The sequence below is a fragment of the Devosia sp. Soil_C_22 genome, assembly GCF_057657195.1.
In genome coordinates this window covers 1,691,230-1,713,299 of sequence record NZ_JBDGIY010000001.1, presented here as the reverse complement: position 1 = coordinate 1,713,299, position 22,070 = coordinate 1,691,230, and the positions used below count along the sequence as shown (strand labels likewise).

General features: G+C 66.1%; 18 protein-coding genes. 8 read left to right on the top strand and 10 right to left on the bottom strand.

The features are described 5' to 3' along the window. Positions 1 to 142: 142 nt before the first annotated feature. The 5 genes from AC3A6I_RS08150 to AC3A6I_RS08130 all read right to left on the bottom strand — a co-directional run bounded on the left by AC3A6I_RS08150 (position 143) and on the right by AC3A6I_RS08130 (position 6,985). Entirely contained in the window at positions 143 to 3,520 is a 3,378-nt protein-coding gene (locus AC3A6I_RS08150; protein WP_487543184.1) for a hypothetical protein, read from the bottom strand. Between the two features lie 354 nt (positions 3,521 to 3,874). Continuing rightward, on the bottom strand, positions 3,875 to 4,861 hold the full coding sequence (locus tag AC3A6I_RS08145) for a MotE family protein (RefSeq protein WP_487543183.1): 987 nt from the start codon (positions 4,859 to 4,861) through the stop codon (positions 3,875 to 3,877). Beyond that, positions 4,861 to 5,340, bottom strand: coding sequence for a DUF6468 domain-containing protein (locus AC3A6I_RS08140; RefSeq protein WP_487543182.1), 480 nt, complete (start codon positions 5,338 to 5,340; stop codon positions 4,861 to 4,863). The genes AC3A6I_RS08145 and AC3A6I_RS08140 overlap by 1 nt, the downstream gene beginning before the upstream one ends. Continuing rightward, positions 5,340 to 6,491, bottom strand: coding sequence for a flagellar motor switch protein FliM (gene fliM, locus AC3A6I_RS08135; protein WP_487543181.1), 1,152 nt, complete (start codon positions 6,489 to 6,491; stop codon positions 5,340 to 5,342). Before fliM ends, AC3A6I_RS08140 begins: the two co-directional genes overlap by 1 nt. Next, positions 6,491 to 6,985 (bottom strand): flagellar basal body-associated FliL family protein, encoded by a 495-nt coding sequence (locus AC3A6I_RS08130; RefSeq protein WP_487543180.1) that lies wholly within the window; start codon positions 6,983 to 6,985, stop codon positions 6,491 to 6,493. Before AC3A6I_RS08130 ends, fliM begins: the two co-directional genes overlap by 1 nt. Positions 6,986 to 7,259: 274 nt before the next feature. Between AC3A6I_RS08130 and flgF the strand changes: the two genes are divergently transcribed. From flgF to flgH, 4 genes are read left to right on the top strand one after another with little or no spacing between them, the layout of a single operon-like run. Next, positions 7,260 to 7,997 carry a flagellar basal-body rod protein FlgF gene (flgF, locus tag AC3A6I_RS08125; protein ID WP_487543179.1) on the top strand — a complete coding sequence of 246 codons (738 nt, stop codon included), beginning with the start codon at positions 7,260 to 7,262 and terminating at the stop codon, positions 7,995 to 7,997. Between the two features lie 15 nt (positions 7,998 to 8,012). Then, positions 8,013 to 8,798 (top strand): flagellar basal-body rod protein FlgG, encoded by a 786-nt coding sequence (gene flgG / locus AC3A6I_RS08120; RefSeq protein WP_487543178.1) that lies wholly within the window; start codon positions 8,013 to 8,015, stop codon positions 8,796 to 8,798. A 14-nt stretch (positions 8,799 to 8,812) separates the two neighbouring features. Next, on the top strand, positions 8,813 to 9,754 hold the full coding sequence (gene flgA / locus AC3A6I_RS08115) for a flagellar basal body P-ring formation chaperone FlgA (RefSeq protein ID WP_487543177.1): 942 nt from the start codon (positions 8,813 to 8,815) through the stop codon (positions 9,752 to 9,754). A gap of 20 nt (positions 9,755 to 9,774) precedes the next feature. Continuing rightward, a complete protein-coding gene (gene flgH, locus AC3A6I_RS08110; RefSeq protein ID WP_487543176.1) occupies positions 9,775 to 10,515 on the top strand; it encodes a flagellar basal body L-ring protein FlgH in 741 nt (246 codons plus the stop codon). A 189-nt stretch (positions 10,516 to 10,704) separates the two neighbouring features. Here the strand turns inward: flgH and AC3A6I_RS08105 are convergent, their stop codons facing one another. Next, positions 10,705 to 11,523, bottom strand: coding sequence for an FkbM family methyltransferase (locus AC3A6I_RS08105; RefSeq protein WP_487543175.1), 819 nt, complete (start codon positions 11,521 to 11,523; stop codon positions 10,705 to 10,707). 212 nt (positions 11,524 to 11,735) lie between these two features. Between AC3A6I_RS08105 and AC3A6I_RS08100 the strand changes: the two genes are divergently transcribed. Further along, the gene (locus AC3A6I_RS08100; RefSeq protein ID WP_487543174.1) at positions 11,736 to 13,358 is read left to right on the top strand and encodes an ABC-F family ATP-binding cassette domain-containing protein; all 1,623 of its coding nucleotides are present in this window, start codon (positions 11,736 to 11,738) and stop codon (positions 13,356 to 13,358) included. Positions 13,359 to 13,471: 113 nt separating this feature from the next. On the opposite strand, the gene AC3A6I_RS08095 is transcribed toward AC3A6I_RS08100, so the two are convergent. Together AC3A6I_RS08095 and AC3A6I_RS08090 are read right to left on the bottom strand one after the other, a co-directional pair. After that, positions 13,472 to 13,840 carry a hypothetical protein gene (locus tag AC3A6I_RS08095; protein ID WP_487543173.1) on the bottom strand — a complete coding sequence of 123 codons (369 nt, stop codon included), beginning with the start codon at positions 13,838 to 13,840 and terminating at the stop codon, positions 13,472 to 13,474. 149 nt (positions 13,841 to 13,989) lie between these two features. Then, entirely contained in the window at positions 13,990 to 14,610 is a 621-nt protein-coding gene (locus tag AC3A6I_RS08090; protein ID WP_487543172.1) for a LysE family translocator, read from the bottom strand. Positions 14,611 to 14,780: 170 nt separating this feature from the next. Between AC3A6I_RS08090 and AC3A6I_RS08085 the strand changes: the two genes are divergently transcribed. Beyond that, positions 14,781 to 15,527: a hypothetical protein gene (locus AC3A6I_RS08085; RefSeq protein WP_487543171.1), complete on the top strand. Its 747-nt coding sequence runs from the start codon at positions 14,781 to 14,783 to the stop codon at positions 15,525 to 15,527. A gap of 65 nt (positions 15,528 to 15,592) precedes the next feature. Here the strand turns inward: AC3A6I_RS08085 and gyrA are convergent, their stop codons facing one another. Beyond that, positions 15,593 to 18,364, bottom strand: coding sequence for a DNA gyrase subunit A (gene gyrA / locus AC3A6I_RS08080; RefSeq protein ID WP_487543170.1), 2,772 nt, complete (start codon positions 18,362 to 18,364; stop codon positions 15,593 to 15,595). Between the two features lie 270 nt (positions 18,365 to 18,634). Here gyrA and AC3A6I_RS08075 point away from each other — a divergent pair, with 270 nt between their 5' ends. Together AC3A6I_RS08075 and AC3A6I_RS08070 are read left to right on the top strand one after the other, a co-directional pair. Beyond that, positions 18,635 to 20,935, top strand: a complete 2,301-nt coding sequence (locus AC3A6I_RS08075; protein WP_487543169.1) for an efflux RND transporter permease subunit — start codon at positions 18,635 to 18,637, stop codon at positions 20,933 to 20,935. Beyond that, positions 20,932 to 21,474 (top strand): hypothetical protein, encoded by a 543-nt coding sequence (locus AC3A6I_RS08070; RefSeq protein WP_487543168.1) that lies wholly within the window; start codon positions 20,932 to 20,934, stop codon positions 21,472 to 21,474. Before AC3A6I_RS08075 ends, AC3A6I_RS08070 begins: the two co-directional genes overlap by 4 nt. Before the next feature lie 76 nt (positions 21,475 to 21,550). On the opposite strand, the gene ssb is transcribed toward AC3A6I_RS08070, so the two are convergent. After that, positions 21,551 to 22,051: a single-stranded DNA-binding protein gene (gene ssb / locus AC3A6I_RS08065; RefSeq protein WP_487543167.1), complete on the bottom strand. Its 501-nt coding sequence runs from the start codon at positions 22,049 to 22,051 to the stop codon at positions 21,551 to 21,553. Positions 22,052 to 22,070: the final 19 nt, after the last annotated feature.

The window sequence follows — 22,070 nt, the reverse complement described above, 5'->3', positions numbered from 1 at the left end:
TCCCTCCCCCGCAAAGGGGGAGGTGACTTGCGCTCGCAAGTCATCGCTCCACTAAGCACAGAGCCTGGTTCGAGGGTCTCCTCCCCCTTGCGGGGAGGGGACAGGGGTGGGGGTACTCTTCCCACACCGGGACGTTAGAACCCTAAGCCGCGCCGTTCGCCACGCTCGGCCGTCCCGGCACGACGCCTTCGCCGTTGCCGTACATGTCACGATACGAGCTGAGGAACGCGTCGAGCGAGTCGAGCGCCGCCACTTCCTGGGCCACGCGGCGGAATTCAAGCGATTGCGGGGCGATGTCGCGGGTCACGTACTCGAACAGCGGCCATTCCGCCGAGTTGGCGAGCGCGTCGGAGTATTTTGCCCGAAGCCGCGACAGGCCGAGCTTGTCGCCGGCCAGCACGAAGCCGACGGCGGCCTTCACCAGCCCCATGCGCTGGTCCTTGCCGACCGGGGCATCGCCCTTGTCGCCGCCGCTGAGCGTTTCCAGCAACTCGGAGGCGAGCGCATAGTTCTTGCCGCGCCAGTAGCCCTCGACGCGCAGGATGTCGGCGTCGCGGCCATTCAAGCGCGAGATGATGTCGAGTGCCAGCTGCTCGCGACCGGCATCGATCAGGGCGCGCGACTCGAGCACGCGGCGACGGCGCTCCAGTTGCTGCGGCAGTTCGGCGAGGCGGGTCTTGTTGAGCACATCGAGCGCCGCTTCCGGCCGCCGGTCGGCGATGCGGATCAGCGCGAGATCGGCCGCCACCTGCGACTTGGCGATGCCGTCGAGCCGGCTGTCGATCTGGTATTGCAGCAGGTCGCCGGCCTGGGCGAGGAGGTCGACCTTGACCAGCCGGCGAGCGAGGTTGCGGATCATCTCGTCGCCGCGCGTGCCGGGCGGGGTGAGCTGGCGGAAATCGTAGAACAGCGACAGCGCATCGAGGTCGGGCAGCGCGTCGGCGGCGCCGTTGAGGTAGAGGTCCTCGAAGGTCGTCTGCGCCTGCTTGAGCAAGGCATCGGTGGTGGCGCTCTGGGGGAAGCTCGAGGCCGCGTCGCGGACGGCGATGAAGCCGTCGCGATAGTCGTGGTTCTCGAAATAGAGCTCGGCGAGCAGCTTCTGCATCTGCGCTTCGAGCGCCGTGCCGCGCCAGGTCAGCACCTCGGCGGACAGCGTCTGCGTCGCCTTGTCGAGGTCGAGCTTGTCGGCCTCGTTCAGCAGCTTCAGCGTCCGATACACAGCCTCGGCACGGGTCGGGCGGAAATCGGCGGCGATCACCTGCCCGTAGGCGTCAACGGCGTCGTCGGGCTTGCCTTCGAGCTCGGCAATGCGGCCCTGCATCAACTGATAGCGGCTCACCTGCTCGGGCTCGAGCCGGGCGAAGTCGACCTTGCCGACGAGGCGCAGGGCCAGCGGCACGTCGTCGGTCTCGACGGCAGCGCGCAGGGCTGCGAACAGGAACCGGGTCTTCACCCAGGCCGGATAGCTCTCGGCCACCCCCTCCGCGGCAATGGCGTCGGAGCGGGCGCCGTTGAAGTCGTTGTCGTCGACGCGCGCCATGGTGCGCCACAGCAGCGCATCGGACTCGTCCGGGAAAGTGCCGCCATTGAGGATGGCCAGCGCATCGCGCGGCCGCACGGCCAGGGTATCGGCGATGGCTGTTACGAGGTTCAGCTTCTTGCGCAGATCCTCGCTCTGCAGCTCGTTACCGAGCGTTTCAAGCACGCCGATGGCCTCGAACGCGAGTTCGTTGCCGACGTAGAGCTGCGCGAGTTCGAGCCGCGCCAGGTCGCGCAGCCGCCCCTCGGCGACGGCGGCGCGGTTCATCACGTCCTCGCGGCGCTCGGCAAACTCGCCGGGATCGGCGGCGCGATACATGGCGAGGTCGATGAAGCTCTGGCGCAGCGACGGCGCATTGCCGGCATCGAGCTTGCGGGAGGTTTCGACAGCCGAGAGCGCAAGGCCCGGCTGCGACGAGATGACGGCGGTCGTGTCCTCGATGGCGACATCGATCTGGTCGGTGCGCGGCTTGATGACGAGGCCATGGGCGCTGCGCAGCGCGTCGAAATCGACATATTGCAGGTTGCGCGTCAGCCCGCGTGCCGGCGGCATGACGGTGACGACGCGCAGGGTATCGCCGACATTGGGGTCGCGCAGCACATGCACCTGACCCGGCCGCTCGAGATCGGCGACCATGTGATAGCGGCCCTGCTCGTCCCGTTCGCGGGTCAGCGTCACCGGCTCGGTGGCGCCGAGCAGCGCGTCACCGAGCGACAGCACCCAGGCGCGACCTTCCGAGCCGAGCGTCGCCAGCCGGTCGGCGGCAAGGTCCATGCGGATGACCTTGGTCTCGCCAGCCGAAACCAGCTCGAAGTTCGAGGCCACGCTGTCGAGCTCGGGCGAGTCCGCCGGCTCGGCCATGGCCTGCTGCGTGTCGAAGACCATCCACACGGTGTTGCCGCGACGGAACACGGCAGCGGGCGTATCGCTATCGAAGGGGAAGGCGATGCGCACGGTGCCGGCAACGTCGGTGACCGAGGGCACCACGGTGGCGCGGCTTACCGGATAGAGGTCGGTCGTCTCGTCGGTGCTCGCCTCGAGCCCGAGGCGGGCGGCGCGGCGGGCCTCCTGCTCCTTGGCGGCGACATCGAGCGCCAGCCGAGCCTGCCTGGTGCGTTCCTCGGCGGCGAGCGCGGCCTTCAGGCCCTCCTCGGGCGCGATGTCGATATCGAGCAGGAACTGCTGCGGCGTGCTCTCGTAAAAGCGCGGCACCGTGCCTTCGGCCACGGTGAAATCGATGCGCGTATCCGAGCGGGTCACGGTGTTGATGGCACCCTGGAACTCCGCCGGCAGGTCGGTCTTCAGATCGTAGAGGTCGAGCGCCACCGGCCAGTCGAAAATGACCGTGCCCTTGGTGCCATTGAGCTCGAAGCGCGCCTTGGTCGCCACGCTCCAGTCGATCTGCACACGCAGGAAGGTGGGGTTGCGGCCGACGCGCACGCTCGCCTCGGGCTTGACCGAGCGGGTCTCTGCGACCTTGCGCTCCTCGGCTTCCTGCTGCGCCTTGGCGCGCTCGAGTTCGGCCATGCGCGCCAGTACAGTGGCGGGCAACGGCGGCGGCGTGCCGGTCCAGCTGCTCGGCAGCAGGTCGACATAGAGCGCTTCGCCGGCCTCGGTGCGGTTGACGTTGTAGGTGCCGCGCAGGCCGATGCGGATGCCTTTGCTCTCGGAATCGACCCGCGCGATGGTGGCATAGCCGGGCAGCGCGAGGTTGAGGTCGGGCAGGATCACCGAGATCGGCCGGTCGAACGAGATGGCCAGTACGCCGTTCTCGTAATTCACCTGATAAGGCGGCAGGTTCTTGCGGTCGGGGAAGCTGAGGACGAGACGGGCGTAGCCGCGTTCGGCAGTGGCAAGGAGCTGCGCCTTGTCCTGCGCGGCGGCGGTACCGGCGAGCGCCAGGGCGGCGAACAGCGCCAATCCGGCAAGGCGCCACAGGGCCACAAAGGCCCCGCGCCAATCTGCGACCCGCGCTGTCATGCCGGCTTCTGCCCGCCCATACACTTCTGGTACGGGCCAACATAGGCAGCCAGACTTAACGCCGGACTAACCGGCCCGAGCGAAGCGCTTGGAAAATCGGTGGTTTACTGCCCAATGCTTTCCACCACCACAGGGTCACCCCGGCGCAGGCCGGGGCCCAATGGGGCGGCCAGCTGCGCAGGTTGAGAGACCTCAGGATGGGTGCCGGCCTGCGCCGGCATGACGCTGTGAGTGTGGGTCGGTCGAAGCCAAACCACCGGCTGTCATCCCTGCGAAAGCAGGGATCCAACCATCCGCCAGCGCGGGCTGCGACATGGTCCCTGCTTTCGCAGGGATGACACCCCGTGGCCGTGCCTACTGCCCGACGATCTGCGGCAGGTTGGCGAGGTCTTCGACCGTGTTGGCATCCATGGTCGGCTCGGTGTCCTCGCGGGCGAGGCCGGCGGTGAGGGCCTTGGCCTTCATCGGTTCCATGCGCGCGAGGATCGGGGCCATCTTGCGCGGGTTCATGGCCCGCGCGACGCGTACCAGCATCTGGGTGTCGAGCGCATCGAAGATCACCGCCGCTTCCTTGGGCTTCATCGTCTCGTACATGGCGACGATGCCGCCGAACTGCGCCTTCTCGTCGGTCTTGCGCTCGTCGACCAGGGCACTGATCCGCGCTTCGAGCGCCTTGAGCGCCGCGGTGCGCTCCTCGATGCGCTTTTCGGCGGCCTCGACCAGAGCGAGCCGCATCTCGAGTTCCTTCTCGCGGGCATCGAGCTCGTCGCGGCGCTCGCCGAGGCGGGTGGCGAGTGCGCCCGCGCTCGCGGCATTGCCAGCCACCGGCACCAGCACGCCCTCGGAGTTGACCTCCATGGCCACGGCGTCGCCGTGCTCGTTGAGCGGTACGGGCACGCAGTCGGCCTGCCCCTCCGCCAGTGCCGGCGCGGCCGGGTCGACCGGCGGACAGGCAGCCTGGGTGGCGGCAGGCGCCTCGACCGGGTGCGCCACAGGATCGGGCGGCAAGGCTTCGCCATGTCCGGCCTCCGCCGCCGGAGCGCCGTGCTCGACCGCAGCGGGTGCGCCGTGTCCGCCGCCGGCCGGCTGCTCGCCCAGCGAGATCACCGGCGACTCGTCGGCGAGCACGGGGCTCGTGTCCTCCAGCGTCGTTTCGAGCGGCAGCTGCATCGTCGGGTCGGCGTGCATCGACGCCGGCGCGGCGGGCGCTCCGCCTGCGGCCTGCGCCGTCTCCGTGCCAACCAGCACGTAGCCGCCTCCCGTCATGAGGCCGATGCCCTTCAGGAGCAGCAGCGCCGAGGTGGCGGCGATAACGACCGGCAGGAGGCGCGGCGTTTTCATCAGGCGGCGTTGCCCCGGATGCGCGGCCGCATGGAGAGCTGCTGCAGCGCCGATTGCACCTTGTTGGGCTCGGGCTCGAGCCGGTCATCCTCGGGCTGCACGGCCTGGGCCGGGGCGAGGCGATGGCCGGTGAACTCGTTGGCGGGCGCCCGCGCCGCGCTGGTGATGCGGGCGAGCCGATCGATCAGCTGCTGGCCGGCATTGACGTGGCTGGCGAGCTCGACCCCGAAGCGCTCGGCCTCGTTGAGCCGGTTGGCAAGGACGGTCTCGGCGTCCTGCGCCGTGGTCTTCAGCTCCTGGATGGCCGAGTTGGCGAGCCCCGTTGCCTGCACCAGATCCGCCACCATCTGCCGCAGCTCGCCGCGATCGGAGTGGAGACGCTTGAGGCGTTGGTTGAGGATCACGCAATAGCCGATTGTGGTGGCGAGCAAAATCGCCACGAGCGTTTCCACCACGATCCCCAGCGGCAGCCCGAACATCAGCGTTGCTCCAGTCTTTGATTGTCGTCGATGGCCTCAAAGGCGGCCATGGTCACCTTCGGCGCATTCAGCGGGCGCGCCACGCGCACCGAGACGTGGTTGCCGATGTGGCCCATCACCGCCTCGGTCAGCTCCACTTCGCCCGAGCGCAGCTTCACCGGATCGGACGGCCCGCGCTCGAACATCACGGTGTCGCCGGGCTTCAGACTCAGCACGCGGTTCAGCGGCAGGTCCATCTCGTGCAGGATCGCCTCGACCTCGATGTCGGCTGCAAAAATCTCGGTGGCGAGATGGCCTTCCCAGATCGGGTCGCGGCCGAACTTCTCGCCCATGTACATCTGGAGCAGCTGCTCGCGGATGGGCTCGATGGTGGCGTAAGGCAGCAGGATCTCGATCTTGCCGCCGCGATCGTCCATCTCGATGCGCAGCTCGATGAGGATCGCGGCATTGGCCGGGCGCGAGATGGCGGCGAAGCGCGGATTGGTCTCCAGCCGCTCAACCTTGAAGTTGACCTCGGTCACCGGCTCGAAGGCGCGGTGCGTGTCCTCGAGGATCACCTCGATCATGCGGCGAGCCAGCGCCATCTCGATGGTGGTGTAGGGCCGGCCCTCGACCCGAATCTGCCCGCCGACGCGGCGGCCGCCGAGCAGCACGTCGATCATCGAGTAGATGAGCGAAGAGTCGACGGTCAGCAGCCCGTAATTCTCCCATTCCTCGGCCTTGATCACCGAGAGGATGGCGGGCAGCGGGATGGAATTGAGGTAGTCGCCGAAACGCACCGAGGAGATGGAGTCGATCGCGACTTCCACGTTGTCGGAGGTGAAATTCCTGAGGCTTGTCGTCGCCAGCCGGACCAGCCGATCGAAGACGATTTCGAGCATGGGCAGGCGCTCATAGGAGACGAGCGCCGAGTTGATCAGCGCCTGCACGCCCGACAGCTCGGGGCTGCCGCCGGCATTGGGATCAAAGCCGAGCAGGCTGTCGATCTCGTCCTGGTTCAGCACGCGGTCGGCCGCGCCATCCTCGGCTGCGTCGGCCTCGAGCATCGCGGCCCAGTCGGCGCTGAGCGCATCGTCGCCGGCAGCCGGTGCCGCGGCGGCGTCGGCATTCCAGTCTTCGCTGAGTTTATCCTGCTCGTTGGGACCGGGCATTATTGCACCAGGATTTCCTTGAACAGGATGGAGTCGACCTGCGCCGGATAGATCGCAATGTTGACGCGGCGGCGCAGCTCCTCCTTCAGCCGGTAGACGCCAGCCGAACCCTCGAGGTCGGAGCGGCGGAGCTCGCGCAGGTAGACCTGGAAAGCATCGACCACCTTCGCCATGCGCGGCTGGATTTCGAGCATCACCTCTTCGCTCGCCACTTCGAGCGCGATGGTGAGCTTCATGAACTGGGCCTTGCCGCCCTCGTCACCGCGCAGGTTCACGGTCATCGTGGGCAGGTTGAAGATGAAGGTCTCGGGCAGCGCGACGTGATCGCCCGCGTGCTCGTCGGCGGGCGGCGCGAGAAACAGGAAGTAGCCGGCTGCGGCACCGCCGCCGACAACGACCACGGCCGCGACGATCATGGCAATGAGCATGATCGGGAGCTTCTTCTTTGCGGGCGCGGCAACGTCGCCGCCCTCGACTTCGGCCTCGAGAGCCATACCCCAAACCCCTGCCCCACCGGACGATTCCGGCCCTTTCGAGGTAAGCGGCAGAGGGTTAACGATTGGTTACGAAGCGTGTCTTCGCGGCACATTTTGCCGAGCAGATTTTGCCACCCGATCGGAACCCGGCAACCTCGCCCTAGACCAGACATCCACCTAAGTCATTGATATTGCTCGCGGAGCAAGACTGGCATGGTTGCTGCAAGGTAAACGGCGAGCCCGACGGCCTGGGGAGGTCGGACGGCTCGGGGACTGAACGGGGACTTACGCCATGGAAAATGTGCCGCTTATCGGCCTATCGCGACAGATCGCCCTGAGGCGACAGATCGAAGTGGTGGCCAACAACATGGCCAACATGAACACGACCGGCTTCAAATCCGAGCAGCTGCTGTTCGAGGAATACCTCATGCCGGTGGCGCGCGATCGCGACTTCCCGGCGCTCGACCAGCAGCTCAGCTACACCGACGACTGGGCCACGGTGCACGATTTCTCGCCCGGGCCGGTGGTCGATACCGGCAACCCGCTCGACGTGGCGCTGAAGGGCGAAGGCTTCCTCGTGGTGCAGACGCCGGGTGGCGAGCGCTACACCAAGGCCGGATCGCTCGGTGTCTCGTCGGAGGGCCAACTGGTCGATCCGAGCGGGTATCCGATCATGGGCCTCAACGGCCCGGTGCAGTTCCAGCCCAACGAGACCGACATCCAGATCGCCGATGACGGCACAATCTCGTCGAGCGCCGGCGTCAAGGGCCGGTTGCGTATCGTCGAGTTCGCCGATCCGCAGAATGTCGAGCGCTTTGGCGAGAACCTGTGGACGGGCGGCAGCCCGCAGCCGGCGGTCGCCACCACGGTGCAGCAGGGCGCGATTGAGAAATCCAACGTCTCGGGCGTGGCGCAGATGAGCCAGATGCTCGAGATCCAGCGCGCCTACGAAGGCATCGCCAACCTCTTGCAGAAGCATGACGAGCAGCGCCGCAGCGCCATCCAGAAGCTCGGCTCCCTCAACGGCTAACCCGGAGAACGCGACATGAAGGCTCTCTACATCGCATCGACGGGCATGGCTGCGCAGGAGCGCAACGTCGAAGTCATTTCCAACAATATCGCGAACATGCGCACCACCGGCTACAAGCGGGCACGCGCCGAGTTCCAGGATCTGCTCTACCAGGCCTATCGCCAGGCGGGCGCCGCAACGTCCGAAGGCGGCACGGTCGCACCGGTGGCCATCGAAGTGGGTTCGGGCGTCAAGACCGCGGCCACCCCGCGCATCATGAGCCAGGGCGTCGTGGCGCCGACCGAGAAGGAGCTCGATATCGCCATTCGCGGCGAGGGCTACTTCATGGTGGAAATGCCCGATGGCCGCACCGGCTATACCCGCGATGGGACGTTCGAGCGCAGCCCCGAGGGTGAGCTCGTCACCGCCGACGGCTACCCAGTGCAGCCCGGCATCACCATTCCGGGCGATGCCACGGCGGTCTCGATCAGCTCGGACGGCACGGTCGAGGCCTTCATGCCCGGCTCCAACGCCCCGACCCAGATCGGCCAACTGCAGCTGGCGCGCTTCGTCAACAAGGCCGGTCTCTCGTCGGCCGGCAACAACCTGTTCGTCGAGACCGGCGCGAGTGGCCCGGCGCAGTTGGGCACGCCCAACTCGGACGGCGTCGGCGACCTGCTGCAGGGGTATCTGGAAAGCTCGAACGTCAACTCGGTGACCGAAATTGCCGACCTGATCGCAGCACAGCGCGCCTACGAGATGAACGCCCGCGTCATCTCCGGGGCCGACGAGATGCTGCAATCCACCACGCAACTGCGCTGACCGGGAGATAACAGATGCACAAACTCATACTCCCTGCCCTCTTCTCGCTACTCGCCACCGCGGCCGAGGCTGCGCCGGTGCTCAAGGCCGAAGTCTCGATCAACCGCCCGATCGTCACGGTCGGCGACATGTTCGAGGATGCCGGCCTTCTCGCCGAACGCGGGTTGTTCCGTGCTCCGGCACCCGGCACCACCGGCATTGTCAGCCTCGAGGCGGTCCGCGCCGCAGCCAAGGCGGTCGGCCTCGTCGACTACAGCCAGGATCACGTGCTCAGCGTCCGCGTGGAGCGGCAGGTAAGCATCGTCGACGCCACTACGCTTACCGGGCTGATCGAAGCCGAGCTCGCCCATCGCGGCATCATGCAGCCGGGTGTGGAGCTCGTCGCTCGCTTCGATGCCGAGACCAACTTCAAGGCCGAGGCTGTCGATGTCCCGGCGACGCTCAGCGCCCTGACCTACCAGCCCGGCGCGTCGATGTTCTCGGCCCGCTTTGCGATCGAGGGGATCGAGCTGCCGGTGGACGTCAGCGGCCGGGTCGATTTCATGGTCGAGGTGCCGCATCTCAGTGCGTCGCTGCAAGCGGGCGCCATCCTCACGCCGGGCGATGTCGAGATGAAGCGGGTCAGCCTCGCGCTCGCCGACGAGACCGGCATCTCCTCGCTCAGCGACCTCGTCGGCAAGCAGCTGCGCCGCAATGCCCGCGAGGGCGTGATGCTCAAGGCCTCGGACGTGATCGAGCCGCTCGCGGTCAAGCGCAACACGCAGGTCACCGTGCTGCTCAGGACCGGACCGATGACGCTGACCGTGGCCGGCCAGTCGCTCTCCGACGCCGCCGCCGGCCAGCCGGTGCAGGTGATGAACTCCGTCTCGCGAAAAATCCTCAACGGCGTCGCCACCGCCTCGGGCGCCGTCGAAATCACGACCGCCGCCGGCCAGCTCAAGGTCGCGGGGCTATGACCGGCGCAAGGAAGAACCCGATGAACACGCTCAAGCTCGCCGCCGCCCTCGCGCTCACCAGTCTCGCCGCCGGCTGCTCGACCATGGACCAGCTCGCCTCGGTGGGCGAACAGCCCCGGCTGACCGCCATCGCCGACCCGACCGCATCGGCCGGCTATCGGCCGGTGCAGATGCCGATGCCGGAACCGGTGGTGGCCTCGTACCAACCCAACTCGCTGTTCTCCAACCACGCCCGCGGCTTCTTCAAGGACCAGCGCGCCCAGAAGATCGGCGACATCCTCACCGTCATGGTCACCATCCAGGACAGCGCGAACATCTCCAACTCGACCGACCGCGAACGCAGCTCGGAATCGAAGGGCAGCGTCGGCGGCGTGCTCGGCTCGATCTTCGGCGGCAATGTCCCGCTCGCCGACGTGCAGGCCAATGGCGCCATCACCACCTCGGGCAGCCTCGCCGATGGCGGCTCGGGCTCGGTGGCGCGGCACGAGAGCCTGACGACGCAGGTTGCTGCCGTGGTCACCCAGGTGCTGCCCAACGGCAACCTCGTCATCGAGGGCCGGCAGGAAGTGCGGGTGAACTTCGAGGTCCGCGAACTGATCGTCGCCGGCATCGTGCGGCCCGAGGATATCGAGGCCGACAACACCATCCCTTCCGCCAAGATCGCCGAAGCGCGCATCTCGTATGGCGGCCGCGGCCAGATCACGCAGATGCAGCAGCCGCGCTACGGCCAGCAGATCGCCGACGCCATCATGCCGTTCTAGGGCGGAGCGCTCCCAGGAAAAGTTGCAGACTTTTCAGGTTCGGGAGCGCGACCACCAGAACGGCTCAGCAGTCCCCGACCGCCAGGCACATTCCCCCAATCGGTACCGGCGGTCACGGGCGGCCTCCAGAACAGAGCCCGTCCCCAGAGGGCGCAGTCTCCCCGGCTGCGCCCTTCTTGTTTCGTGCGGCTATTGCGGTGCGTAGTGCGGTTGCTGATCCTTGCGGATCGACATCACCTTCTCGCCGGCCAGCGAGATGTTCCGGCGGTCCGATGTGGCCGCCGCGAATATCCCGTCGACGCCCGGCACCAGCCACTCGTGCAGCTCGGCGACCATGACCCTGGTCGCGGGCAGCCAATCCTGGCTCGCCGCGAGGACGCCGGCCTCGGCTCCCTCGATATCCAGCTTCAACAGGACGATCTCGTCCTCGCCCTGCTCGATCATGAGGCTCCTCAGATCGACTGTCCTGACCCGGTCGATGGTCACACCACGCCCGCCCGGCGCGCTGAGGAGCGAAAAGCCCCATTCTGCCGTGCCGATATTCTTGAGCTCGGCGTAGCCGGCCTGGGGAGCGATGGCCGCCTGAACCACCCTGATGTTCGGGACATCCTGGACGTTGCGCCTGAGCACCTCGATATTGCTCGATGACGGCTCGATGGTGACTACGGTCGCGTTTGGAAATGCCAGCGCCAACCGCAGTGCCGCCGTGCCGATATAGCCGCCGCCATCCACGATCAGCCCCTCGGTGTCCGGCGGCAGCAGAGCGATGACATCGTCCAATTCGGCACCAAGACTGAGAAATGCGACGCCGATATCGGGCGTCGCCGATCGCACACTGATCGGTCGGCCATGTACGGAGAAAGTGAACAATTTTCGGACACGCAGGAAATGCAACAGCCTGAACGACAAGATCTTGGCGTCGTCATTTTCCGCACGCATCAGTGCGACGACCTGATCGTCTATGAAAAGGCCGCTGAACAACCTGCGCACACGCGCCAACCAACTCACGATCCGCTCCGATACTGCCCATGCGCCCGCGCAATACATCCACATCGGCGGGCATGGTCAAGCGGGTGGCTAGGCGGACGGGGCGCGAGTGCTGCAGGATCAGGTCTGACGGGGTTAGCCGCTGCATGGCGGATGCCCGGTGCGATGGCTTCCCGTTTGCGCCGATCTTCTGTACTGCCACCGGCGCAACACAGAAGGACCCGGCAGCGCGCATGATCCGCCTCGAAAATATCGGCAAGCAGAATGGCAGGCAGATCGTCTTCATCGAGGCCTCTGCCGGGCTGCTGCGTGGCGAGAAGGCCGGTCTCGTCGGGCCGAACGGCGCCGGCAAGACGACTCTGTTCCGTATGATCATCGGCGAGGAGCAGCCCGACGAGGGCCAGGTGTCGGTCGATCGCGGCGTCTCCATCGGCTATTTCAGCCAGGATGTCGGCGAGATGGCCGGGCGCTCGGTCGTGGCGGAGGTGATGGACGGCGCCGGTCCGGTGAGCGAGCTGATGGCCGAAATGTCGGTGCTCGAGGCCGCCATGGCCGATCCCGACCAGGCCGATCGGATGGACGAGATCATCACGCGCTACGGCGAGGTGCAGGGGCGCTTCCAGGAGCTCGACGGCTATTCGCTGGATGGCCGCGCTCGCGAAGTGCTCGACGGCCTCGGCTTTTCCCAGGAGATGATGGATGGCGATGTCGGCACGCTGTCGGGCGGCTGGAAGATGCGTGTCGCGCTGGCCCGTATCCTGCTGATGGCGCCCGATGTGCTGCTGCTCGACGAACCATCCAACCATCTCGACCTCGAAAGCCTGATCTGGCTGGAAGCATTTCTCAAGGACTACCAGGGCGCGATCCTGATGACCTCGCACGACCGCGAGTTCATGAACCGCGTCGTCAACAAGATCGTCGAGATCGATGGCGGCGCACTCACCAGCTATACCGGCGACTACGAGTTCTACACCCAGCAGCGAGCGCTTTCCGACAAGCAGCAGCAGGCGCAGTTCGAACGCCAGCAGGCGATGCTGGCCAAGGAGATCGCCTTCATCGAGCGCTTCAAGGCGCGCGCCAGCCATGCCGCGCAGGTGCAGAGCCGGGTGAAGAAGCTCGACAAGATCGACCGTGTCGAGCCGCCCAAGCGCCGCCAGACCATCGCCTTCGAGTTCCGCCCGGCCCCGCGCTCGGGCGAGGACGTAGTGATGCTGAAGAACGTCTCGAAGGGCTATGGCAGCCGCGCGATCTACGATGGCTTCAACTTCCACATCCGCCGGCAGGAGCGCTGGTGCATCATGGGCATCAACGGCGCCGGCAAGTCGACGCTGCTGAAGCTCGTCGCCGGCGCCGCCGAGCCGGATGACGGCACAGTCAACCGCGGCCCGAGCGTCAAGCTGGGCTACTTCGCCCAGCATGCCATGGACGTGCTCGATGGCGACCGCTCCGTGTTCGAAACCCTGCAGGACAATTTCCCGCAGGCCAACCAGGCGCCGCTCCGCGCCCTCGCCGGCTGCTTCGGCTTTTCGGGCGACGAGATCGACAAGAAGTGCCGGGTGCTTTCGGGCGGCGAGAAGGCGCGGTTGGTGATGGCGCTGCTGCTGTTCGATCCGCCGAACCTGCTCGTCCTCGACGAGCCCACCAACCATCTCGATATCGCCACCAAGCAGATGCTGATCGCGGCGCTGGCGCAGTACGAGGGCACGATGCTGTTCGTCTCGCACGACCGCCACTTCCTCGCGGCGCTCTCCAATCGCGTGCTCGAGCTGACGCCGGACGGCATCCACACCTATGGCGGCGGCTACACCGACTATGTGCAGAGCACCGGGCACGAGGCCCCGGGGCTGCGGAGCTGAGGCAACGAACGGGCGCAGCCTGGCGATTGCGCCGCGGACAGGGTGGCGAGGCTACCGCAAGTTGCGGCGAGACGCAGGTTACGCAGCGCGCCGGGATTGAGCATCCCTCCTCCTCACGCCTGCACCGGCCGGCGCAGGCCCGCGAACTCCACCGTGGCCAGCAGGGCAACCACGACGGCCTGCAGCAGCACGAAGGCGATACCGAGCAGGTTCGGCGTCGTCAGCAGCAGCACGGCCAGGCTGGCGAGCACCCAGCCGAGATTGCCGAGCACGACGAGCCATAGCCCGGCCGTCCAGGGCGACGCCTGCCGCGACAGCACCGCCATGAACGCGGCGATCGGGAACAGCAGGAGGCCGGCGTAAAGCAGCACATCCTGCGGCAGCGCCAGCAGGACCGACAGCCCCCCGGCAAAGGCCACGAGCACGATGCCCATCAGCGCACAGGTCAGGGCGTCGAGGGCGAGGATCTTGTTGAGCGTCATGTTCTGTCTCCATTGGTTGATGGAGACATCTGAGCCGAGCGCACGGCACAAATCGATTACGCGGGAGGTAATGAAGGCCAGAATGCGACGGCAAGGTGCGTTGCACACCCCTCCGTTCCGGTGGCGCTCCGGCAGGCCGATGGTCCGAACTACCCCCGCCGCTGCAGCGCCAGCCAGACACCGCCCAGCATCAGGATCACGCCTGATACACGCGTCATCAGCCGCACGCGGGCCTGGGTCAGCAACTGGCGGGCGCTGCCGGCGAGGACGGCGTAGACGCAGTCGGTAGCCGTGGCGACCGCCATGACGATCAGGCCGAGCACCATGATCTGGTCGAAGGCCGGGCGGCTCATGTCGACGAACTGAGGCAGGAAGGCGCCGAGGAACAGCAGCGTCTTGGGGTTGGACCAGTTGATGAGTGCGCCCTGCCACACATAGCGCAGGAGCGGCAGCCGCTCGCCTGGTTGGCCGACATCGAGCTTGCCGGACGAGGTGAACATCTTGAAGCCGATCCAGATCAGATAGGCGGCGCCGACCAGCTTGATTATCGTGAACGCCTCGGACACCAGCCGCATCACCGCCTCGAGGCCGACCGCGACGATGAACACCATGCTCAGCATGGCGATCTCGGTGCCAAGGATAGTCAGCAGCCCTGCCTTGGTCCCGCGCGCCAGCGAATTGGCCACCACCACCGTCACCGACGGGCCGGGCACGATGGAAAAGAGCAGGCAGGCGAGGATATAGGGCAGCAGAATGGCGGTGTTGATCATCTAGAGGCTCCTGACTCGCAGGGCAGCAAGCCACAGGCGAAGCGCCATCGCAAGCGGGTAGCCGCCGCCGGTCCAGCCCGGCATCGGGGAAACTACGTGCGATATCGTCCTAGGTCTCGGTCGCCCCGCCGATCGCCTAGAAATGCGCTGGCGATAAGTTGGGGGCAATGATGCGCAGATTGGCGTTGATCGGACTATGCATGGTGGTTGCGGGCTGCAGCACGACGCGGCAGCCGCTACAGGCGCCGCAGCTGTCGGTGGCACCGGGCTACACGGCGATCCTTCCGACAAGCGCCGTCCGCATCGGCCACCTCTATGTGGAGGGTAGCAATGCGCTGGCCGGCTTCGCCACGAGCGCGGGCGTCGCCTACAGCCGGCTGTGCTACGACGACTTCGCCAAGACCACGGCTCTCAAGGAGATTGCGCAGCACGTGGTCGATGAAGGCGTTACTGCTACGAAGCGAACCGGAACACGGGGCATCACGGGCGGGCTATCGACGTCGACGAACCGCCTCAGCTTCCTGGGCAGCCTTACGGTATCGGGAGACGCGGGCACCAGCCGCACTTACACGGTGGAGAATGTCCACAGCCTCATACTGACCGACGAGGGGCTCGACACGATACGTTCCGGGATCGGGGAGAAATGCAGGGCCCTGATTGGCGAGGTGCTTTCCGCCGGCAAGGCGGTCGTTGTCGTGCGTAGCGCCGAAAGGGCCGACAAGGCGACTGACCTGGCCAAGGAAGGCATCAGCGGGACCGCCGGCGCCTCGGTCGGCGGCGCGGTTTCGACTGGCGAGGGCGGCGCCATCTCGGTTACCGGCGACGGGCTGGGCGGTCGCGCCGGAAACAGCTCGGAGCAATCGAGCGAGTACCCGATGGTCTATCTATCGGTGCAAATGGTGCCGTTCACCCCGTAGGTCCGGTCGAGTACGGACCCTGCGGAGACGGGCAGCAATCGCAGCCCGTCTCCCGGCGCTCGCCGTTACTCGCCGGCGTCATCCCCCGGCGCATCGGTCTCCGGGGCCTCGGGCTCGGCGTCCTCGCCTTCCGGCTCGCTGATGCGCTCGACCGACACCACCTTCTCGCCCTCGGCGGTATTGAACACCGTGACGCCCTGCGAGGAACGGCTGACGATGCGGATACGGTTGTCCGGACCGGCATCGACCGGCACGCGGATCACCTGGCCGCCATTGGTCACCAGCATGATCTGGTCGCCGTCTTCCACCGGGAAGGAGCCGATCAGCGGGCCGTTGCGCTTGTTCACCGCCATGGCGACGATGCCTTTGCCGCCGCGGCCGGTGATCCGGTACTCGTGGCTCGAGGTGCGCTTGCCGTAGCCATTCTCCGAAATGGTCAGGATGAACTGCTCGGCCGCCGACATGGCGGCGTAGCGTTCCTGGCTCAGCTCGCCGGCCGGCACCGCGTCCTCGGCATCCTCGACCACCTCTTCGCTCTCGCCCTCGCCGCGCACCGCGCGGCTCATCTTGAGGTAGGCCGAGCGCTCGGGGGAGTCGGCGTCGAAGTGATGGATGATGGCCATCGAGATGACGCGGTCGCCTTCGGCGAGGCTGATGCCGCGCACGCCGGTCGAGTCGCGGCCCTTGAACACGCGGACCTCGTCGACCTGGAAGCGGATCGCCTGGCCGAGCGCGGTGGTGAGTAGCACGTCGTCATTGGCCGTACAGGTCGCGACATCGACGATGCCGTCGCCCTCGTCGAGCTTCATGGCGATCTTGCCGTTCTTGTTGATCTCGGTGAAATCGGCCAGCGAATTGCGACGCACGGTGCCGCGGATGGTCGAGAACATGACGTCGAGCTGATTCCAGCTCGCCTCGTCCTCGGGCAGCGGCATGATCGAGGTGATGCGTTCGCCCTCATCGAGCGGCAGCATGTTGATCAGCGCCCTGCCCCGGGCCTGCGGCTCGCCGATCGGCAGGCGCCACACCTTCATCTTGTAGACCTGGCCGGCCGACGAGAAGAACAGCACCGGAGTGTGCGTGTTGGCGACGAACAGGCGCGAAACGAAATCCTCGTCGCGGGTCGCCATGCCGGAGCGGCCCTTGCCGCCGCGGCGCTGCGCCCGATAGGCCGAGAGCGGCACGCGCTTGATGTAGCCGCCGTGGGTGACGGTCACCACCATGTCCTCGCGGGCGATGAGGTCTTCGTCCTCGAAGTCGCCGGCGGCATCGTCGATGGAGGTCAGGCGCGGGGTGTTGAACTGCTCCTTGATCGCGGTCAGCTCGTCGCGGACGATCTGCAACACGCGCTCGCGCGAGCGCAAGATCGAGAGATATTCCTCGATATCCTTGCCCAGCCCGTTCAGTTCTTCGCTGATATCGGTGACGCCCAGCGCGGTCAGGCGGGAAAGCGTGAGCGCGAGAATGGCGCGAGCCTGGTCGTCGCTCAGCTTGAAGGTGCCGTCGTCGTTGATCCGGTGACGCGGGTCGTCGATCAGCGCGATCAGCGGAGCGACATCACGGGCGGGCCAGTCGCGCTCCATCAGCCGCTCGCGGGCAACGCCGGCGTCGGCCGAGGTGCGGATCGTGTGGATGACCTCGTCGATATTGGCGACAGCTACGGCCAGGCCGACCAGCGTATGAGCGCGGTCGCGGGCCTTGTTGAGCAGGAAGCGCGTGCGGCGGGTGACCACCACCTCGCGGAACTCGATGAAGGCCGTGAGCATCTGCTTCATGCTCATCAGTTCGGGCTTGCCGCCGTTGAGTGCCACGAAGTTGCAGCCGAACGAGCTCTGCAGCGGGGTGAAGCGGTAGAGCTGGTTCAGCACCACGTCCGGCACGGCGTCGCGCTTGAGCTCGATCACCACGCGCATGCCCTGGCGGTCGGATTCGTCGCGTACGTCGGAGATGCCCTCGATGCGCTTGTCGCGCACCAGCTCGGCAATCTTCTCGATCATCACCGACTTGTTCACCTGATACGGGATCTCGGTGATGATCAGCGCCTCGCGCTGGCCCCGTATCTCTTCGATATGCGACTTGCCGCGGATCAGGATGGAGCCGCGGCCGGTCTCGTAGGCCTGACGGATGCCGGAGCGGCCGAGGATGACGGCGGCGGTCGGGAAATCCGGACCCGGCAGCACAGTCATGATGTCTTCGGTCAGCGCTTCGGAATTGTCCATCAGCAACAGCAGCGCGTCGATCACCTCGCCCAGGTTGTGGGTCGGGATGTTGGTCGCCATGCCCACGGCAATGCCCTGCCCGCCATTGACCAGCAGGTTCGGGAAGCCCGCCGGCAGCACCGTCGGCTCCCGTTCGGACGCGTCGTAGTTGTCCTTGAAGTCGATGGTGTCCTTGTCGAGGTCGTCGAGCAGGCTGTCGGTCACCTTCTCCATGCGCACTTCGGTGTAGCGCATGGCGGCCGGCATATCGCCGTCGACCGAACCGAAATTGCCCTGCCCGTCGATCAGCGTCACGCGCAGCGAGAATTCCTGCGCCATGCGGACGAGCGAGAAATAGACCGCATCGTTGGAATGCGGGTGATACTTACCGATCACGTCGCCGACCACGCGGGCCGATTTGCGGTACGGCCGGTTCCAGGCGTAGCCCTGCTCGTACATCGAATAAAGGATGCGCCGGTGCACCGGCTTCAGCCCGTCGCGCACGTCGGGAAGCGCCCGGCTCACGATCACGCTCATCGCGTAATCGAGATAGGATTTGCGCATCTCGTCGGTCAGCGAAATCGGAGCAATATCGGACGGCGTCGGCGCGCCGGTCTCGTCTTCGTTATTGTCAGCCACGGGCCAGATTCGGTTATTGAGACTAAGAGGAGAGCTTTAGGCGATTCCTGCCCCGAAAACCAACGCGGCCGGGCGGATAGCGCAGATGTCCACGGCAATGGAACATGCCAGGGGCCTCATATGATCAAAATGCAGTGGGTTTGCGGCAACTTTGGGCCGAAAAGCCTGCATTCGCTCCGCTGCCCGCGGCGCAAACGGCTGGACGCGTCCGGCGTCTGCGCTTAGTAATCCGCGCCGACGCGGGGGCGCGCCGCCTAGGGGAAGATTCTATTGTCTAACAGTAACGTCCTGGCCCGGATCTGGAACTGGGCCTTCGGGCATGAGCGCTCGATCGGCTTCGGGCTGGAAAAACTCGGCCAGCTGACTCTGCGGCACCCGGCGATTCTCGGCTTACTGGTCGCGGCGATGACGATATTCAGTGCCAGCCAGATGCCGCGCATCAGCGTCGACGGCGACATGCTTCGGGTATTTGCCGATTCAGGTCCCGAATACGACGCCTACGAGCATCTCTCGACGACGTTCGGCACATTCGAGAACGACATCTACCTGCTGGTCAACTCGCCCACGCTGACCAATCCGGAGACCATCGAGACCATCCGCATGATGGCGCTCGACCTCTCCAACTCCGAATATGTCAACGGCACCATGTCGGCCTTCACGCTGCGCGTGCCGGGGCCGAACGGCACCACCCTGCCCGCGGTGCCCGAAGGCATGCAGTCGCCCGAAGAGGTCAGCAAGGCCCTGACGGACCTCTACAATCAGGATCCGATGATGCGGAACCTGATCAATCCCGATCTTTCCGGCGTCGTCATCATCGTCTTCCCCAATCCCGAAATGACCCGGGGCGGCGGCCAGAAGGAGATGCTGAACGACCTGCGGACGCTGGTCAGCGACTATGAGTCCGACGACGTGGACGTCGAGCTCACCGGCCCGCCCGTCTGGACGGGCGAGATGCTCACCGCGGCGGTCGACGACCAGGTGAAGTTCACGATCTGGGGCTTCGGGCTCGGCGCCCTCATCGCGCTGTTGTCGCTGCGCTCGTTCTGGGGGGCGCTGCTGGTCGCCTCGACGCCGTTCATCGCGGTGCTGTGGGTGATGGGCTCGATCATCGCGCTGTTCGGCTCGTTCTCGTTCCTCACCATCATCGTGACGACCATCGTCATCGTCATCGCATTCGCCGAGAGCCTGTTCTTCATCTTCAACTGGCTCGCCTACTGGCGCGACGGCATGGATCCCTACAAGGCGGTGGACGAGACCGTCCGCGTGGTGGGGCCGGCTTCGGCCCTGGCCATGTTGACCACGCTGGTGTCCTTCCTGTCGCTGTCGCTGACGCCCGGCCAGGGCATCCAGGAATTCTCGTGGGCCGGCAGCCTTGCCTCGGTGGTCAACTTCATCTGCCTGATGACTTTCCTGCCGCTGCTGCTGAAGCTGGCGGTCCGCCTCGGGCTCAAGCTGCCCAAGACCCCGAGCCTTGCCGTCAACGCGCCGATCCCGCTGTCGTGGTTCGTCGCCACCAAGTTCGGCCGCCCGGTGGCGCTGATGGCGATCGTCGGCACGATCCTGCTGTTCGTCCCCTACCTGATGATCCAGCCGCGCTTTTCGTTCGAGGACTTCATGGCGAAGGGCTCGACCGCGCTCACCGCCGCCGAGCAGATCGACCAGGGCGTGGGCGGCGTCGCGCCGCTCTATGTCAGCGTGCCGCTCAAGCAGGGCATGGCCGATGTGGGCGACGAGGATTTCGCCACCGTGACGCGCGTGCACGAGATCGTCGAGAAGCATCTCGGGGTGAACAAGGTCGTCTCGGCAGCGGCGTTCAAGCACTACACCGAGAGCGGTTTCACCCGCGAGGAGGTGTTCAACGCCGTGGGCAGCCTGCGCAGCCGCTTCGTCACCGAAGACGGCATGCACGCGCTGGTCACCGGCTTCATGCCGACGATCATCGCCTCGAACGAACTCGAGAAGCTGAAGGAAGGCATCGAAGCCGACATCCAGGCGGCGGGCATCGAGGGCGCCACGGTCGGCGGCTTCCGCGTCATGACCACCTATGCCACCGACAGCATCGTGCGCGGCCTGCAGCTCGATCTCTCCATCTCGGTGGTGGTCAACCTGCTGCTCATCGCCTTTGCCTTCCGCTCTTTCCGCGTCGCCACGGCGACGGCGATCCCGAACCTGTTCCCGGTGCTGGCGACGACCGCGTATCTGTGGTTCTCGGGCTCCGGCCTGCAGCTGACCACCGTGCTGTCGCTGACCATCGCCTTCGGTATCGCGGTGGACGACACGACGCACTTCCTGTCGCATTACCTGCACGAGCGCCGGGAAAACGGCCGCTCGCACATGGATGCGATCCACCACACCATGCAGCGCATCGGCGGAGCGATCGTGGCGGCGACGCTGATCCTGTGCTCGGGCGTTGCCATCGTGATGTTCTCCGAACTGCCACAGGTTGCCCTGTTCGGGACGCTGTTCGTGGGAACTCTTGGCTTTGCTTTGATTGGAGATGTGTTCATTCTCCCGGCATTGCTGGTCGCCGGGGGGCGATTCTTTCATCCGCTTGGAGGCATCAAGAAATGAAGCTCATCAGACCCCTGACGCGCATTGCGGCGCTCGTCGGTCTGCTCGTGGTAGCGCCTTTGGCCCCCCTGTCCGCCGCCCCGGCCCATGCCGCGGCCGCCGACGTGGCGCTGCTCAAGTCCTATCTCGGCGACTGGCGCGGTCGCGGCGAACTGATCGGCGCCGAAAAGGAGTCGGTGGTCTGCCGGCTCTCGCTGACCGAAGGCAACCAGGACAAGGTGAACTACTCGGGCCGGTGCACGCTGGCCGGCACCAGCATCTCGGTCGGCGGCACCATGGTCTACAATGACGGTGCCAAGCGCTACGAGGCCGTGATGACCTCCAACATCACCTTCACCGGCGTCGCCGTCGGCAAGAAGCGCGGCAGCGACATCGTGTTCAACCTCAGGGAGCGCACGAAGGACGATACCGGCAAGGAACTGACCGTCACCGCTGCAATCACCCTGGCCAAGGCCGGTGGCAGCATCGCCGTCGATTTCGGCGTCGTCTTCAATGCGACTGGCGAGACCCTCAAGGCTTCGGTGCCGTTCAAGAAATAAGCGGGCCGCAGATCGGGCCAAAGAAAAAGCGGATGGTCCTGCCATCCGCTTTTTCGTTTTGCCTGAGTTCCGCAGATCAGAACGGGATGTCGTCGTCCATCGAACCGGACTCGAAGGCCGGCGCGGCGCTCGGGCGCCGCGAGTCCTGCCGGCCGCCGCCGAACGAGCTTTCGCGCGGGCCGGAGAAGCCGGTCGCACCGCCGGGGCTGTCGCCCCCGCCCTCGCCGCGGCCATCCAGCATGGTCAGGGTCGAGTTGAAGCCCTGCAGCACGATCTCGGTCGAATACCGATCCTGGCCCTGCTGGTCCTGCCACTTGCGGGTCTGCAGCGCGCCCTCGACATATACCTTGGAGCCTTTGCGCAGATACTGCTCGGCGACACGAACCAGGCCTTCCGAGAAGATCACCACCCGGTGCCACTCGGTGCGCTCCTTGCGTTCGCCGGTATTCTTGTCGCGCCACTGATCCGAGGTGGCGATGGAAAGGTTCACCACCTTGCCGCCCGAAGGCAGGTTGCGCACCTCGGGGTCATTGCCGAGATTGCCTACCAGGATCACCTTGTTCACGCTGCCAGCCATGGCCAAAATCCTTCCATAC